Below are 16,061 nucleotides of genomic sequence, written 5' to 3' on the forward strand. Positions count from 1 at the left end.
CGGAGCATCCACGTTGTGAGCCGGCTCCGGTATCGCCCTGAACTCGATGGCCTGCGCGCACTGGCGGTATTGCCGGTGCTGCTCTACCACGCCCGCCTGCCGCTGGGCGACGGCTTCCTGTTCAAGGGCGGCTACCTGGGCGTCGATGTCTTCTTCGTCATCTCCGGCTACCTGATCACCGCGCTGATCTGGAAAGAATGGTCGGAAACCGGCGCCTTCTCCTACCGCCGGTTTTACGAGCGCAGGGTGCGCCGGCTGTTGCCGATCCTTTTCCTTGTCGTGCTGGCCACGCTGGTCGCCGGCTGGAAGATCCTGATGCCGGCGCAGATGATCGACTTCACCCGTTCGGCACTGGCCAGCCTGGGCTTTGTGTCCAATGTGTACTGGTGGTCGACACTGTTCGATTACGGCGCAACCTCTTCGCTGATCAAGCCGCTGGTGCACACCTGGTCCCTGGCCGTCGAGGAGCAGTTCTACCTGGTGTTCCCGGCGCTGTTCCTGTTGTTGTTGCGCCGGGGCTCGCGTTTCACGGCGCTGGCCCTGGCGGCCCTGGTCGTGGCCGGGTTGCTGGCCGGCCAGGCGATGACCTGGCTCAGCCGGGACTGGGCGTTCTTCATGTTGCCGGCACGGGCATGGGAGCTGGGCGCGGGCGCGGTGCTGGCGATGGTCCAGGCGCGCGGCACCGCGTTGCCGGCGGAACGCCGCGGCGCCGGGCTGCTGGCCGCGACCGGTGTCGCGCTGATCATCCTGGCCTATGTCTTCCTGCCCTATGGCCGCAGTCACCCCGGCTTCCCCACCGTGGTCCCGGTGGTCGGCACACTGCTGTTTATCGCGTTCGCGGGGCCGGGTAACTGGGTCGGGCGGCTGGCGTCCTGGGGGCCGGTGGCGGGCATCGGCCTGGTGTCGTACTCGCTGTATATCTGGCACTACCCCATTTTTGCGCTCTTCAGGCTGCAGCCCGGGCATATGAACCCGAAGGACTGGGTGTGGCCCTTCGCGCTGACGTTCGTCCTGTCCATTGCCGGTTACTTCCTGGTGGAGAAGCCCTGCCGTGATGCATCACGGGTGCGACTGCGTACGATTGTCGCGGGCCTGGTGCTGGTGCTGGGCATCATGGTCGCCGTGTTCGTGGCCAGCAATGTCACCCGTGGGCTGCCACAACGGCTGCCCGAACTGGTGGCGCTGTACGGCAAGAACCAGATGGACAACGAACTGCTGCGTGATGACTCGTGGGCCATCCTCGATGACATGGCGGCGGAGCACGGATACGGTCCGGTGCACCAGTTCCGGCCCACGGCCTTTGAATCCGAGCATCTTTGGTTCAGCAACGGCGCCGGTGTCACCCGGGTCCTGGTGGTCGGAAACTCGCATGCCAAGGATGTTTTCAACGCCCTGTGGCTCAACCGTGAGCGTTTTCCCGGAATGGAATTCGCCCGCTACGCCATGGCCAATGCCAGCCCTGAAGCCCTGGCCGCGCTGGACCAGTCGGCCAATTTCCAGCTGGCCGATGTCATCATTTACAGCATCCGCAAGAAAAACACGCGGTTCCAGCCCTACCTGAAGTTCAAGCAGCTCACCGACCGCCGGGGCAAACAGTTCCTGGTCACCACCACGGCGGAGGAGTTCCGGCCGCACCAGGGCATGCCGTTGTTCGATGGCATGCTGAGGTCCGGCATGGACATGTCGCCCGGCAACGTCAACCGCCGGTTCTGGGCCAGGCGGGAACAGGCGCCGCGCAAGGTCAACGCCAGCCTCCGCCAGTTCGCGCGTCAGCACGACATCGACCTGCTGGACAAGACCGAGTACGTCTGTAACCGGAAAGCCAAGACCTGTGACGGGGTCACCCCGGAGGGCTACAAGACCTTCTATGACTACGGCCACTACACGATTGAGGGCGCGACGTATTTTGGCGAGCGAATCGCTGAACTGGGGTGGCTGGACGAGGTGCGTGAGGAGTGAGGAGGTAGGAGGGAGGAGGTAGGAGTGAGTGGTGAGTAGTGAGTAGCGAGTGGTGAGTAGTGAGAAGTCAGCGCATTTCTCGAAGGAGGGTCTTCCTCCTTCCTCCTCCCTCCTCCCTCCTTCCCCCAACGAAAAAGCCCCGGACAGGCCGGGGCTTATTCGTTGGCAGCACGCTGCCTGCAGGCAATGACCTCAGTAGTTGAACTGCAGGCCCAGCGTGGCGTTCCAGCCGTAGATCTCGTTCTCTGCCAGGCGGCCTGAGTCCTTGCCGCTGATGTAGCGCAGCGGTTCGTCGGTCAGGTTGCGGGCTTCGAAGTAAACATCGAAGTGGTCGCCGATGGCGTAGCTGGCCTTGAAGTCGACCTGGCTGTGGTCGTCGACATACAGGTCCTCTTCGGGATCGCCGCCCACCTCGTCCAGGTACTCGCTGCGGTAGGTCCACGCCAGGCGCAGTTCCAGTCCGGAGCGTTCCCAGTACAGCGCGGCGTTGGCCACGTCCGTGGACTGCAGGAAGAACGGCAGTTTGTCGTCGCGATCGAAGACCGTCGCTTCACTGTCGGTGTAGGTGTAGTTGACGCTGGCACCGAAGCCGGACATGAAACCGGGCAGGAACAGGAACTGCTGCTGCCAGTTCAACTCGAGACCCAGCAGTTCGCCGGCCTCGGCGTTCTCGGGACGGGTGATTTCCAGCTCCGCGAACTCACGGCCTTCGTAATTGATGTTCTCGAACGTCTGCGAGCGCGAGAAGATCGGGTTGTCGATGTCCTTGTAGAACAGGCCGGCCGCCAGGATGCCGCCGGATTCGGTGTAGTACTCGAACGACAGGTCCCAGTTCTCGGACTGCAGGCGGTCCAGGTTCGGGTTGCCTTCTTCCACTTCACCCTCGAGCTCGTCGTCGTCGTTGGGCTCGAAGTCGAAGATGCGGTAGGGCACCAGCTGGATATAGCCGGGGCGGCCGATGGTGTTCGTCCACGCGGCGCGGGCGACGAACCCGTCGGTCACCTGCCAGCGGGCCTGGATGCCCGGCAGCACGTCGTCGTAGCGGCTGGAGCCCCTGGTCGGTTGGGCGCGATCGAAATCACCGTCGTCAAACAGCACCGCGTAGGCACCATACTCGGATTCGGTTTCCTCGAAACGTACGCCACCGGTGATGGTCACATCGCCAATGTCGACACCGGCCATGATGTAGGCGGCGTAAACGTCTTCGGTCACCGTGAAGTCCTCGGCGAACTCGTTCTCGTTGGTGTCGTCACTGTTCAGCTCGAAGCCCGCCTCGTTCTGGGCGAAGAAACCTTCCCAGCCGGCGAAGTCCGGAATGGGGCCGAAGGGGTAGAAGCCCGGACGGACCGAGTCGTAGAACCCTTCCTTGCCGGGCACCGAGAACTGCGACAGCAACAGGTCGTCCTCGTAGCCGTCGTAGCTGGGGCCGGTGTTGTCGCTGGTCTTGTCGCGGCCGGTGAACTTCAGGCCGGTCTTGATGTAGCCCGGGTTGTCGCCGAAATCCAGGTCATGACGCCAGTCCAGCTGGAAAATCGACAGGTCTTCTTCCACCAGTTGGCTGTTGCGGTCCACCTGGTTGAACTCGAAGAACGACGGGTCCATGAAATCGCCTGGCGCGGTCACGCGCGGGAAGAAGTCGGAGGTGTCGTAGCTCATCGGCAGCGAATCGGAGACTTCAAAGCTCCACTCGATGTCGTACGGCGTCTTCTGCTCGGTGTGGCCGAAAGTGGCGCTCAGCGACAGCGTGTTGGCACCATAGAGCCATTCACCACCCAGCGTGGACTGCGAAATCGACTGTTCTTCCAGGCGCTTCTTGTAGGCCTTTTCGCCTTCGCCTTCGGTAAACGTACCGGACGTGGCGGTCTGGTCTTCAAGGTCGCCCTCGCGGTAGTCGTACAGGGTTTCGATGCGCTGCTCGGTGTCCGCGAACTCGTTGAACAGGTTGCGGAAGTAGACCTTGAAGTCATCACGCGGGCGCCATTCGAAGTTGGCGACCACGCCGGTGCGCTCACGCTCCAGCGTGTAGTCGCGGTAGACCATCTCGCCCGGGATGTAGTACCCGTCTTCCTCTTCCCAGATATCGGTCTGGACGTTTTCGGACTGGTACTCACGCAGGCTGTAGCTGGCGCTCAGCAGCATGCCGAACTGGTTCTCGGAGCCGAACACCTGCGAGTACGCGGCAGATGCGCTGTATGGGCTCTCGCCATTCATGTCGTAGTAACCGATGTCGGCCGAGCCCTTGATCATGAAGCCGTCTTCATCATCGTAGGGGCTGGGCGTGACCAGGTTGACGGTACCGCCGATGGAGTTGCCGTCCAGGTCCGGGGTCACCGTCTTGATGACTTCCAGCTTGGAGAGCACGTCGGCCGGGATGGTGTCGAGCGCGATGCGGCGGTCGTCCGCCTCCGGTGCGCCGATGGTCTGGCCGTCCATGGTGACGTTGTTCAGGCCCGGGTCGATACCGCGGACCGCCACGTAGCGGCCTTCGCCCTGGTCAATGGAGATCGACACGCCCGGTACGCGGCGCAGGGCCTCGGCGGCGTTCTGGTCGGGCAGCTTGCCGGCGTCATTGGCGTCGATGGAGTCCTTGATGATGTCGGCGGAGTTCTTGTCCTGCACGGAATCGAGCTGCGAGGCGCGGAAACCGGTGACCATGACTTCCTCGGTAACGCCGTAGCCGTTCAGCCCGATGTTCTCGGTGATCGAGCCCGCGTCCGGCACGGTGACGACCAGTTCGGTCGGCTCGTAACCCACGGACTGCACTTCCAGCGTGTATTCGCCGGCGGGCAGGTTGGGCAACGTGAAGTTACCGGAAGAGTCGGTGCGAACGCGGCGGTTGAGTTCCGCGATGCGGACCTCCGCCGACGCCAGCGGACGCTCGGTATCGGCATCGTTGACGCGGCCGCGCAACAGCGCGTCGGCGTAAGCCGTTGAGCCGACGGCCAAAGCCGAGGCCAACACCAGCAAGCGCGCTCCCACGTGGCGCTGCTTCGTTTTCTTGGCAAACATGTCTGGTTCTCCTGTAAAAGACTGAATCGTCCTGGCGACTGTCGGCACCGAGCCCGGTGTGCGCGTTTCGCTCTACTTCGGGCCGGCAAGAGGCTGCCGTAACGTCAAACCGCACTATTGTTCGGCCCGAAGGTGACACTTTCTTTACATTTGCAGTATAGAATGAAATTTCTGTATTATGCAAGTATAGAAAATACGTTCTATTTTGGTGAAATGTTGATACACCAATGCTAAATCGGTATTCCAGCATTGGAATTTTTGTATCATCATGGCGAAGATCCCAAAAGCAACCCAAAAAGAGTCAGGACATTGTCAGAAGCCCCACGGGACCTGGAAACCCTCAGAAACCAGATCGTCGCACGTCACGATGAGCTCAGCCCCCGCCTTCGCCAGGTGGCTGCCTATGTACTTGAGAACCCCAGCGAGGTTGGCCTGCAGACGCTGGCAGTGATCGCCCAGCGCTGTGGCGTGCAGCCGTCGACCATCGTCCGCTTTGCGAAGGCGTTTGGCTATGACGGCGCCAGCCCCATGCAGATGCTGTTCCGCGAAGAACTCATCAATTCGGTGCCCAGCCCCAGCTACACCAAGCGCGTGCACCAGTTCCAGGAGCGTGCCGGTACCGAGGGCCCGTGGCAGCCCGCGCAGCTGCTGCAGGAATTCGCCCGCAGCAACACGATGGCGCTGGAACAGCTGCAGGACACCATTCCCGAAAGCCTGCTTGACCAGGCCGTGGACGCGCTGGAGGCCTGCAAGTCCATCTACCTGGTCGGCCTGCGGCGCTCATTTCCCGTGGTGGCTTACATGGCCTACGCGCTACGGCACGTGGACAAGCCCACGCATTTGATCGACGGCCTGGCGGGGATGATCCTGGAGCAGAGCTCGATGATCACGGCCGATGACCTGCTGGTGGCTGTAAGTTTCAAGCCCTACGCGCCCGAGACCAGCGACATCGTCGCTCGCGCCCGCGAGCGCGGTGCGACCATCGTCTCGATCAGTGACAGCCTGCTCAGCCCGGCCGCGCGCGAGGCCGATATCAGTTTTGAAGTCCGTGATGCGGAGGTCATGAAGTTCCGCTCGCTGACCGCGTCATTCTGCCTGGCCCAGACCCTGGTCATCAGCCTGGCCCAGCGTCTCGATGCCCGGGACGCGACCTGACACCTTAATAAGAACCCGGAGAAAAGAATGCTCAACGTATGCCTGATCGGCGCCGGCCGCATCGGCCGGATTCACGCGGCCAACCTGGCCGCCAACCCGCGTGCCCGGCTGGCCGCGGTAGTGGATGTTCACGTCCCGGCGGCGGAAGAACTGGCGGCCGCGCAGGGCGCCCGCGCACTGGCGCCTGAACAGGCCTTCGACGCCGACGGCCTGGACGCAGTGATCATCGCCAGTTCCACCGATACCCACCATGACCTTGTGTCACGGGCGGCGGCACGGGGCCTGGCCATACTGTGCGAGAAGCCGCTGGACCTGGATCTTGACCGCGCCAGCGCCAGTGTCGAGGTGGCCGCACGCGCCGGGGTGCCATTGTTCCTGGGCTTCAACCGGCGCTTCGACCCGTCGTTCCGGCGGGTGCATGACACGGTGCGCGGCGGCGGGCTGGGCGCGATCGAGGTGATCAGCATCACCAGCCGTGACCCGGCGCCGCCGCCGGCCGACTACGTGGGCCGTTCCGGCGGATTGTTCCGCGACATGATGATCCATGACCTGGACATGGCCTTGTGGATGCTGGGCGAAATGCCGGCCAGCGTGTACGCCTCGGGGGCCTGCCTGGTTGATCCGGCGATTGGCGAGGCGGGTGATATCGATACCGCCACCGTGGTGCTGACGACGGCGTCGGGCGTGCAATGCCAGGTCACCAACAGCCGTCGTTGCGCCTATGGCTATGACCAGCGGCTGGAAGTGTTCTGTGCCGGCGGCGTGGCCCGGGCCGGCAATGAAACGGCGACGACCGTGGCGGTGGGCACCGGCGAGGGCTTCGTTACGGAACCGGCGCTGCCGTTCTTCCTGGAGCGTTACGAGCAGGCCTACCGGCTGCAGCTCGATGCCTTTATCGACGCCGTCGGTGGTCATCGTGATGCCACGCAGACCGGGCTGGCCACGGGTGAAGAGGCGGTGCAGTCGTTGCGTCTCGCCGCCGCGGCACAGCGTTCGCTGGCCAGCGGGGCCGCCGAGTCGCCGTGAAAATGAAATGTATTTTTTATAAACTCATTTTATGGAATAATGATTCCGTCCGGTTTTGGGCGGGTGCAAATGGAGTTCTGAACGCATGTCCTATCGATCGCTTGGCATTGGCCTTGTGGGTACCGGCTTCATGGGCCGGGCGCACGCCATTGCGCTGCGCTCGGTAGGCGGCGTCTTCGCGGCGGTACCGCCGCCGCGGCTGGTCCACGTGGTCGACGCCGATGCCGGGCGCGCCGGCCAGGCGGCGGAGGAGCTGGGCTTCCTACGGCATGGCGATGACTGGCAGGCGCTGCTGGAAGACCCCGATGTCGACGCCGTCAGCATTTGCACCCCAAACCACCTGCACCACGAAATGGCGATGGCGGCGTTGGCCGCCGGCAAGCATGTCTGGTGCGAGAAACCGCTGGCGCTGACCGTCGACGAGGCCGCCGGGCTTGCCGCCGCCGCGGCGGATTCCGGTCGCGCCCACCTGGTGGGGTTCAACTACGCGGTCAACCCGCTGCTGTCGCTGGCCCGCGAGATTCTCTCTTCGGGCGAGATTGGCGAACCGGTGGCGTTCTCCGGACGCTATTACGAGGACTACATGGCCGACCCGGCCGTGCCCTGGAGCTGGCGCTGTGATCGTTCACTGGCCGGCTCCGGCGCGCTGGCGGACCTGGGCTCGCACCTGGTGCACCTGCTGGAAACGCTGCTGGGGCCGGTAGAGACGGTGACGGGCCACGTATCGACCGCGGTCGCGGCGCGCCAGGACCCGGTCACCGGCGCCATGCGGGCTGTCGAGAACGAGGACATCGCCTCGGCGCATGCGCGCCTGGCCAGCGGGGTTCCGGCGACCCTGGATATCAGCCGGGTCGCCAGCGGCTACAAGTGCGGACTGGCCTTCGACCTGTTCTGCAGCCGTGGCGCGCTGCGGTTCGACCAGGAGCGCATGAACGAGTTACAGCTGTTCGAAGCCGGCCAGCGCCCCGGGCGGGACGGTTTCCGCCGCCTGCTCGCCGGGCCCGCGCACCCGGATTACGCCGCCTTCAACCCCGCGCCCGGGCATGGCCTGGGCTACAACGACCTGAAGGTCATCGAGGCGCGCAACTTCCTGTGCGCCGCCATGGAGGGCCGGGCCGCGTGGCCGGACTTCAGCGACGGGCTGCGGGTGCAGCGCGTCATGGACGCCATCGAGCGCTCGGCCGCCGCCGGGCAGGCCGTGCGCGTCGAAGCCAACGAATAACGAGGTTCAGATCTATGAGTACACCGCAGGACAATCCCGTTCGCACGTTTCGCGACGGATTCAGCCCCGGATTGACGGAAATCGCCGCGCACGACGGCCTGGAAATGGCGGCGCTGTGCCTGGCGGCAGGTGAAACGCTGTCGCTTGAGGCGACCACCGAAACGGCGCTGCTGTTGATGTCAGGCGTGGTCTCCGGGCAGGTCGACATCGACGGCCAGTCGCCCCCGGCGTTCGGCTTCCGCAGGGATTCCCTGTTCGACGAGTCGGCCAGTTGCGTGCACGTGCCGGCGGGGGCCACGGTCACGCTCCGCGCGGACAGCGCCACCGAGTTCACACTCTACCGCTGCGGCAATACCGATCCCTTCGAAGCCCGTGTTTACCTGCCTGAAGACGTGCCCAACGAGCATCGCGGCGCCGGCCAGGTCGCCGGGCGCTGCCTGCGCTTCGTGCGCACCATTTTCGACGCGACCAACGCCCCGGAAGGCGCGCAGCTGGTGCTGGGCGAAGTGGTGAACATGCCCGGCGGCTGGTCCAGCTATCCGCCGCACCACCACGACCAGCCGGAGATCTACCACTACCGGTTCACCGAGCCGCAGGGTTACGGCCATGCCGAGCTGGGCGATGACGTCTACAAGGTCTGCCACAACGACACCATCCGCATTCCCGCCGGGCTCGACCACGCGCAGTGCTCCGCGCCGGGCTATGGCATGTACTACAGCTGGGTGATCCGCCACCTGCCGGACAACCCCTACACCGTGCCCGAATTCACCGAGGCGCACACCTGGACCATGGAAAAGGACGCCCGCTTCTGGTGGCCGGAGGGGGTTGAGCGTGATGCCTGAAGCACAGGACCGCGCGCTGGATGTGATCTGCCTGGGCCGCGCCGCCGTTGATCTTTACGGCCAGCAGGTGGGCGGCCGGCTGGAAGACATGCGCAGCTTCGCCAAGTACCTGGGTGGCTCGTCCGCCAACCTGGCCGCCGGCGCGGCGCGCATGGGGCTGCGCAGCGCCATGCTGGCGCGTGTGGGCGACGAGCAGATGGGCCGCTTTGTGCGCGAGGCGCTGGCGACCGAGGGCGTGGACGTCAGCCACGTCACCACGGACCCGGACCGCCTGACGGCGCTGGTGATCCTGGGTATCGGCGCCGGCGAGGACGTGCCGCATATTTTCTACCGTGAGCGCTGCGCCGACATGGGCCTGGTCGAGGACGACATCGACCCGGATTTCATTGGCTCCTCGCGCATGCTGTCGGTGACCGGCACGCATCTTTCGACAGCCACCACGCGCGCCGCCGTGGTCAAGGCGATGACCTGCGCGCGCGAGCGCGGCACCCAGGTGACCCTGGACATCGATTACCGGCCAGTACTGTGGGGGCTGGTGAGCGCCGGTGACGGCGCCAGCCGCTACGCCGAGTGCGCCGAGGCCAGCGCGGTACTCGCTGATATCCTGCCGTTGTGCGACCTGGTGGTCGGCACCGAGGAAGAAATCCGCATTGCCGCCGGCGGTGAAGACGACCTGCTGGCCTCCGTGCAGCGGGTGCGCGCGCTGAGTGACGGTTGGATCGTGCTCAAGCGTGGTCCGGACGGCTGCGTGGTGTTCGCCCCCGGCGACATCGGCTCACTGGACGATGGCATCGTCGCGCAAGGCACGCCGGTGGAAGTGTTCAACACCCTGGGCGCCGGCGATGCCTTCCTGTCCGGTTTCCTGGGTGGATGGCTCACCGGCGAATCGCCGGCGACCTGCGGCGCCATGGGCAACGCCAGCGGCGCCCTGGTGGTCGCGCGCCACGGTTGCACGCCGGCGATTCCCAGCCGCGTGGAGCTCGATGCCTTCCTGCGTCGTGACCCGCCGCCCCGTGTACCGCGCCTGGACCCGGAGCTGATCCGGTTGCACCGCTCGACCACCTGGAAAGACGACCCAAAGCCGTTGTGCGTGATGGCGTTCGACCATCGAAGCCAGTTTATCGACATGGCCAACGAGGCCGGGCAGCCGCACGCACGTATTGATCGCTTCAAGACGCTGATCGCCGAGGCCGCGCTCGACGTGGCCGCCGGGCTTCCGGATGACGTCCGTGGCGGTTTTATCGTCGACCAGCGGTTTGGCGGCGAGGCCATGGACCGGCTGTCCGCGGCCGGCCTGTGGACGGCCTGCCCGGTGGAGACGCCCGGCTCGCGGCCGCTGGCGTTCGAGCATGGCCATGGCATGGGCCAGCAACTGCTGGGCCTGCCGCCGCTGAACGTGATCAAGTGCCTGGTGTTCTATCACCCGGACGACCCGCTGGAGCTGCGGCTGGCGCAGGAGGAACGGGTACAGGCGCTGTACTCGGAGATCTGCGCCCAAGACCGCAAGCTGGTGCTGGAAGTGATCTGCCCGTCGACCGGCGCGCCCGTTGACGACGACACCCTGCCCCGCGCCATGCGGCGCTTCTACAACCTGGGCGTGTTCCCGGACTGGTGGAAGGTGGAGTCGCAGTCCGCCGCCGGCTGGCGCGCGGTAGCGAGCGTCATCGACGACTGCGACCCGCACTGCAAGGGCATCGTGCTGCTGGGCCTGGACGCGTCGGAGGATGCCCTGCGCGAAGGCTTCGCCAGCGCGGCCGGGGTGCCGTACATGAAGGGCTTCGCGGTGGGCCGCAGCATTTTCGGCGCGCCGGCCCGGGCCTGGTTCGCCGGTGAAATGGATGACGCCGCGGCGCGCGCCGATGTCGCCCGCCGCTACCGGCGCATGGTCGACATCTGGCGCCAGGCGGCCATGGGCGGGGCGGTATCATGAGCGGCATGACCACTCGGCTGACAACCGCGCAGGCGCTGGTGCGCTACCTGGCCGCGCAACACACGCAGGTTGATGGCGAACGCGTACCGCTGTTCGCGGGCTGCTGGGCGATCTTCGGCCATGGCAACGTCACCGGCATGGGCGAGGCCCTGCAGCACCAGCAATCGCGGCTGCCGACGTTCCGCGCCCATAACGAGCAGGCCATGGCGCACGCGGCCATCGCCTACGCCAAGGCCAGCCAGCGGCGCCGGATGATGGCCTGCACCACGTCGATCGGCCCGGGCGCGACCAACATGGTCACCGCCGCGGCGCTGGCGCACGTCAACCGCCTGCCGGTGCTGCTGTTGCCCGGTGACGTGTTCGCCTCGCGCCGGCCAGACCCGGTGCTGCAGCAGGTGGAGGATTTCAACGACGCCACGGTCAGCGCCAACGATTGCTTCCGGCCGGTGTCGCGTTACTTCGACCGCATCATGCGGCCAGAACAACTGCTGGACAGCTTGCCGCGCGCCCTGTCGGTGCTGACCGACGCGGCCGATTGCGGCCCGGTGACCCTGTGCCTGCCGCAGGACGTGCAGCCCGAGGCCTTCGACTGGCCGGAATCGTTTTTTGAGCCGGTGCTGCACGTGCCCGCGCGGCCGCGGGCCGACCGCCAGCGCCTGGCGCGGGCGGCGGAATGGCTGAACGAAGCGGAGCGGCCGCTGGTCGTGTCCGGCGGTGGCGTGCTGTATTCAGGTGCGGAGAAGCGCCTGGGCCGATTCACTGAGCGCCGCGGCATTCCCGTCGCCGAGACACAGGCCGGCAAGGGTGCATTGCCCTGGGGCCACGCGACCAACGTCGGCGCGCTCGGCGTGACCGGCAGTGAGGGCGCCAATGCCATGGCCGCCGAGGCGGACGTCGTGCTGGCCATCGGTACGCGCCTGCAGGATTTTTCCACGGCGTCGAACACACTGTTCAACCCCAATGCCCGGGTGATCGCCATCAACCCCTGCCGCCACGACGCCATCAAGGCGGGCGCGCTGGCGCTGTCGGGCGACGCCGACGAGACGCTGGCGGAACTGGAAGACCTGGTGTCCACGGACACTGCCGTGCCGGAGTGGCGCGAGCGCGTGGCGTCGGCCCGGGATGACTGGGACAGGACCATCACGGCGGCGTTCACCGCGCCGGCATCCGGCCTGCCCGGCGACGCCCACGTGCTGGGTGTACTGGACGGTTTCGCCTCAGACGCCACTACGGTGGTCTGCGCGGCCGGCGGCTTGCCGGGCGAGCTGCACAAGCTGTGGCGCGCCTCCGGGCCCGGGAGCTACCACCTGGAATACGGCTACTCCTGCATGGGTTACGAGATTGCCGCCGGTATCGGCATCAAGCTGGCCGACCCGGCCCGCGAGGTGGTGGTCACCGTGGGTGACGGCAGCTACCTGATGATGAATTCCGAGCTGGCGACCGCCGTCGCCATGGGCCTGGACCTGACCGTCGTGCTGCTGGACAACGGCGGCTTCGGCTGTATCGAGCGGCTGCAGACGTCCTGTGGCGGTGATTCCTTCAACAACCTGTTCCCCGCCGACCGGCCCAGCCGCGTGGATTTCGCGGCCCATGCCGCGGCCCTTGGCGCCCAGGCCGTGCACGTACCGGACCTTGAAGGCCTGGCAGCGGCGCTGGATGCCGCCCGTGAACGCGGCGGGGTGAATGTCATCGTTATCGATACCGACCCGCTGCATGCCACCGCGGAAGGCGGGGCCTGGTGGGATGTGCCGGTGGCAGAAGTGTCCGACAGCGCCACCGTGCGCGACGCGCTGGGCGCGTATCACAAGGTGCGCAAGCCATGAACACGCGACTGGGCATCAATCCGCTGACCTGGAGCAACGACGACCTGCCGCGTCTGGGCAGCGATATCTCGCTGGACACCTGCCTGCGCGAGGCTGCAGAAGTGGGCTACCAGGGCGTCGAGCTGGGGCACAAGTTCCCCCGCGACGCCGCCGTGCTTGGGCCGCTGCTGTCTCCGCACGGGCTGGCGCTGGTGTCAGGCTGGTATAGCTTGCGCCTGCTGGAGCGCGACGCCGCCGCGGAGTTCGAGGCCATGCAGCCCCACCTGGCGCTGTTGTCGGCGCTGGGGACGGACGTCATGGTCTGCGCCGAGGTCACGGGCTGCACGCATTCCGACGCCCGCGCGCCATTGTCCGCGCGGCCGGTCATCGCTCCCGGCGACTGGGCGCGCTTCAACCGGCGCATGGGTGAGCTCGCGCGGATGATGCGCGATGCCGGCATGCGCCTGGCCTATCACCATCACATGGGCACCGTGGTGCAGTCGGCGGATGACGTCGACCGGCTGATGGCCGGCTGCGACGACGACGTTGAACTGCTGCTCGACACCGGCCATCTGACCTTCGCCGGTGGCGACCCCGTCCGGGCCGCGAACGACTACGCCGCCCGGGTTGCGCATGTGCACTGCAAGGACATCCGTCCCGGTGTGTTGTCCGGTGTGCTGAACGAGGATGCCTCTTTCCTGGCCGGCGTGGTGCGCGGGGTGTTCACGGTGCCGGGCGACGGCTGCGTGGATTACCCGGCGGTGTTCGCGCCGCTGCGCGGGGCCGGCTATGAAGGCTGGCTGGTGGTGGAGGCCGAGCAGGATCCCACCGTGGCGGATCCCCTGACCTTTGCACGGGCCGGGCGCGAATACCTGTCATCCCTGGCCTGGTAGGCCGTCAGCTCGCCATCTGTTGGCTTGCAGTCAGCCAACAATCAGACCGCAAAAATAGCCGGGGCCGCCAGGTGGCGGCCCCGGTTTCGTTCTACTCCAGCTCCAGTTACTCCAGTTCCAGCGCCTCGGCGATGTCCGCCCAGGAAACGAACTTGAAGTTCTGGCGTTCCGCCGGGGCGATATTGCGGCCGTCCTGCACCGCCAGCATGCCCTGCGGGTAGGTGTCCCCCAGCGGCGCGCTGGTCACGTCCAGGCCGTCGGTTTCGGAAACACCATCAATGCCGCTGGCCGGGTCGGCGACCACGTGGAACTTGCCAACGTAGTCATGCTCGCCCTCCAGGCGGTACAGCAGGTAGCTGTTCTCGCCCTGGTTGGAGGCGACGATGTAGCCGCCGCCATTGGCGCCGTGCCAGATGGAGATGCCCTCGATATCCGCGACCATGTGCTCGCCCTCGACGCTGTCGATCAGGCTGCGCTCGTTGCCGGCGTCCGCGCTGGCCGAGTACTTCCACAGGCCGTAGTCTTCCTGGGCGATGTAGAACGTGCCGGTGTTGTCGTCGGCGACGCAACCCTCCGCCTGGCCGCCAACTTCGATTTCGCGGACCTGCTTCGCGCTGACCTTGCCCTTCGAGGTCTCGGTCAGCTCGTACTGGCGGGTCAGGCCGTCGCCGCTGCCGTTGACGAACACGTAGAAGGCGCCGCTTTCGGCATCGCGGTACATGCACATGCCGTAGGGGTCCGGCAGGCCGGTGGGCTGCAGGCCGTCGGCGATCTCGGTCACTGTCGCGGTGGCCGGGTCAATGGCGTAGATGGAGATGTTGCTCTGGGTGCGGTTGCTGGCCGTGACCAGGGTCACCGTCTTGCCGTCCAGCTCGAAGCCGTCACGCAGGTCGACGTTGTTGATGCGGCCGTGGGCGAAGAACTGCAGCGACTCGCCGGCCAGGTTGTAGACATGCAGGCCGCCCTTCTTGTCGGTTCCGAACACCAGGCTGGCTTCCGGGTCGTTGGGGTTGACCCAGATGGCGGGATCATCGGCCGCGTCGCCCCAGCTCGCGACCACCTCGGTTTCGACGGTGGCGGTGACCGTGGCCACGCGCGGCGCTTGCGCGCCCGCTTCGGCCCTGGCGGCCAGGCCCAGTTCCGCCGCCAGCGCTTCCCAGGGCACCAGCGCGTACTCGCTGGCGCCGTCGGACTGGTCTTCATCGGCAATGGCCAGCCAGCCGCCGTCGGTGGTGGCCAGCGCGGCCATGCCCTCGGCCTCGGAGAGGCCGTCGATGGCGATCGCGCCTACGCGGTCACCATCGGGTAAGCCGTAGGCGCTAAGGTAACCCTCGCCGGCGTCGGCCACCAGCAGGTAGGCGAGTTCCGGGCTCACGCTGTACACGGCGATGCCCTTGATCTCCTCGCCCAGCTGGCCGCGCGGGGTGACCAGGTCGATCAGCTCGCGGGTGGTATCGGCCTCGGGCTCGGCGCCGAAGCGCCAGATGCCCAGTTCCTCGTCGCCCACGTAGACGGCGGCGTCACCGGCATCGACGGCGCAGAAGCCGGCGCCCTTGCCGGCCGGGATGGTCCGCAACAGGCGACCCTGCCAGCGGTCACCGTCGCGATAGAGTTCCCAGTGGTGCAGCAGGCCCTCGTCGGTGGTGCCGTACAGGAACCAGGCGCCGGACAGCGTGCTGCGATAGCTGCACAGGCCGGTGAGCTCGTCGTGCACCGGAATCGGCTCGGCCGCCAGCGGCGCCAACTGGCCGTCGCCGGACGTCAGTTGCCACGGTGACAGGGTGGAGGCGGCGCCGTCGTAGACGATCGCGGCCACCGGCGCGGACTGGCCGTCGCGCAGCACCTCGACCATGCCGGCCTGGACATCCGGGTAGGCCTGCAGTCGCTGGCCGTCGGTGCCGTAGGTGTTCAGGCCGCCCTCGCCCTCGGCGGCCAACAGCACGACGCGGTCGGCATGCGGCCAGAAGGCGGCGTCGATGGCGGCGCCCAGTGCGGCGGGCTGCGTGTGCGCGGCGGGCGAGATCGACGGCATCACCGCGTCGCCGTCGTCGGCCACGGCGACCGTGGTCGCCTGCGTGGCCAGCAATGAAGTGGCGAGTGCCAAGGGGTAAAGTCTGTTCATCATGTTCCTGTCACCGGTTGCTTGGTATGGAATAATAATTTCATTATCTATTATAATCGAATGAAATTTTCAATATACGGCCGCCGAAAATTCGCCCGGCC

10 protein-coding genes are annotated in these 16,061 nt (G+C 66.2%); 8 read left to right on the plus strand and 2 right to left on the minus strand.

Annotated features, from left to right (window positions below):
• Nucleotides 1-15 precede the first annotated feature (15 nt).
• On the plus strand, nucleotides 16-1,959 hold the full coding sequence (locus F3N42_RS09870; protein ID WP_191621344.1) for an acyltransferase family protein: 1,944 nt from the start codon (nucleotides 16-18) through the stop codon (nucleotides 1,957-1,959).
• A gap of 192 nt (nucleotides 1,960-2,151) precedes the next feature.
• Here F3N42_RS09870 and F3N42_RS09875 read toward each other — a convergent pair whose 3' ends face one another.
• Nucleotides 2,152-4,968 carry a TonB-dependent receptor gene (locus tag F3N42_RS09875; protein WP_150864278.1) on the minus strand — a complete coding sequence of 939 codons (2,817 nt, stop codon included), beginning with the start codon at nucleotides 4,966-4,968 and terminating at the stop codon, nucleotides 2,152-2,154.
• 309 nt (nucleotides 4,969-5,277) lie between these two features.
• On the opposite strand from F3N42_RS09875, the gene F3N42_RS09880 reads away from it, so the two are divergent.
• From F3N42_RS09880 to iolE, 7 genes are all read left to right on the plus strand, one after another.
• Nucleotides 5,278-6,123 (plus strand): MurR/RpiR family transcriptional regulator, encoded by an 846-nt coding sequence (locus tag F3N42_RS09880; protein ID WP_150864279.1) that lies wholly within the window; start codon nucleotides 5,278-5,280, stop codon nucleotides 6,121-6,123.
• Between the two features lie 27 nt (nucleotides 6,124-6,150).
• Nucleotides 6,151-7,149, plus strand: a complete 999-nt coding sequence (gene iolG, locus F3N42_RS09885) for an inositol 2-dehydrogenase (RefSeq protein ID WP_150864281.1) — start codon at nucleotides 6,151-6,153, stop codon at nucleotides 7,147-7,149.
• Nucleotides 7,150-7,234: 85 nt separating this feature from the next.
• The gene (locus tag F3N42_RS09890; protein WP_150864283.1) at nucleotides 7,235-8,371 is read left to right on the plus strand and encodes a Gfo/Idh/MocA family protein; all 1,137 of its coding nucleotides are present in this window, start codon (nucleotides 7,235-7,237) and stop codon (nucleotides 8,369-8,371) included.
• Between the two features lie 14 nt (nucleotides 8,372-8,385).
• Complete coding sequence (locus tag F3N42_RS09895) at nucleotides 8,386-9,213, plus strand: 5-deoxy-glucuronate isomerase (RefSeq protein WP_150864284.1); 828 nt, start codon at nucleotides 8,386-8,388, stop codon at nucleotides 9,211-9,213.
• Nucleotides 9,206-11,143: a bifunctional 5-dehydro-2-deoxygluconokinase/5-dehydro-2-deoxyphosphogluconate aldolase gene (locus F3N42_RS09900; protein ID WP_150864286.1), complete on the plus strand. Its 1,938-nt coding sequence runs from the start codon at nucleotides 9,206-9,208 to the stop codon at nucleotides 11,141-11,143. Before F3N42_RS09895 ends, F3N42_RS09900 begins: the two co-directional genes overlap by 8 nt.
• A complete protein-coding gene (iolD, locus tag F3N42_RS09905) occupies nucleotides 11,140-12,966 on the plus strand; it encodes a 3D-(3,5/4)-trihydroxycyclohexane-1,2-dione acylhydrolase (decyclizing) (RefSeq protein ID WP_224784837.1) in 1,827 nt (608 codons plus the stop codon). Before F3N42_RS09900 ends, iolD begins: the two co-directional genes overlap by 4 nt.
• The gene (gene iolE, locus F3N42_RS09910) at nucleotides 12,963-13,838 is read left to right on the plus strand and encodes a myo-inosose-2 dehydratase (RefSeq protein ID WP_150864288.1); all 876 of its coding nucleotides are present in this window, start codon (nucleotides 12,963-12,965) and stop codon (nucleotides 13,836-13,838) included. Before iolD ends, iolE begins: the two co-directional genes overlap by 4 nt.
• Before the next feature lie 106 nt (nucleotides 13,839-13,944).
• On the opposite strand, the gene F3N42_RS09915 is transcribed toward iolE, so the two are convergent.
• A complete protein-coding gene (locus tag F3N42_RS09915) occupies nucleotides 13,945-15,963 on the minus strand; it encodes a phytase (RefSeq protein ID WP_150864290.1) in 2,019 nt (672 codons plus the stop codon).
• Nucleotides 15,964-16,061: the final 98 nt, after the last annotated feature.

It is taken from the genome of Marinihelvus fidelis (assembly GCF_008725655.1).
GTDB classification, from domain to species: Bacteria; Pseudomonadota; Gammaproteobacteria; order Xanthomonadales; family SZUA-36; genus Marinihelvus; species Marinihelvus fidelis.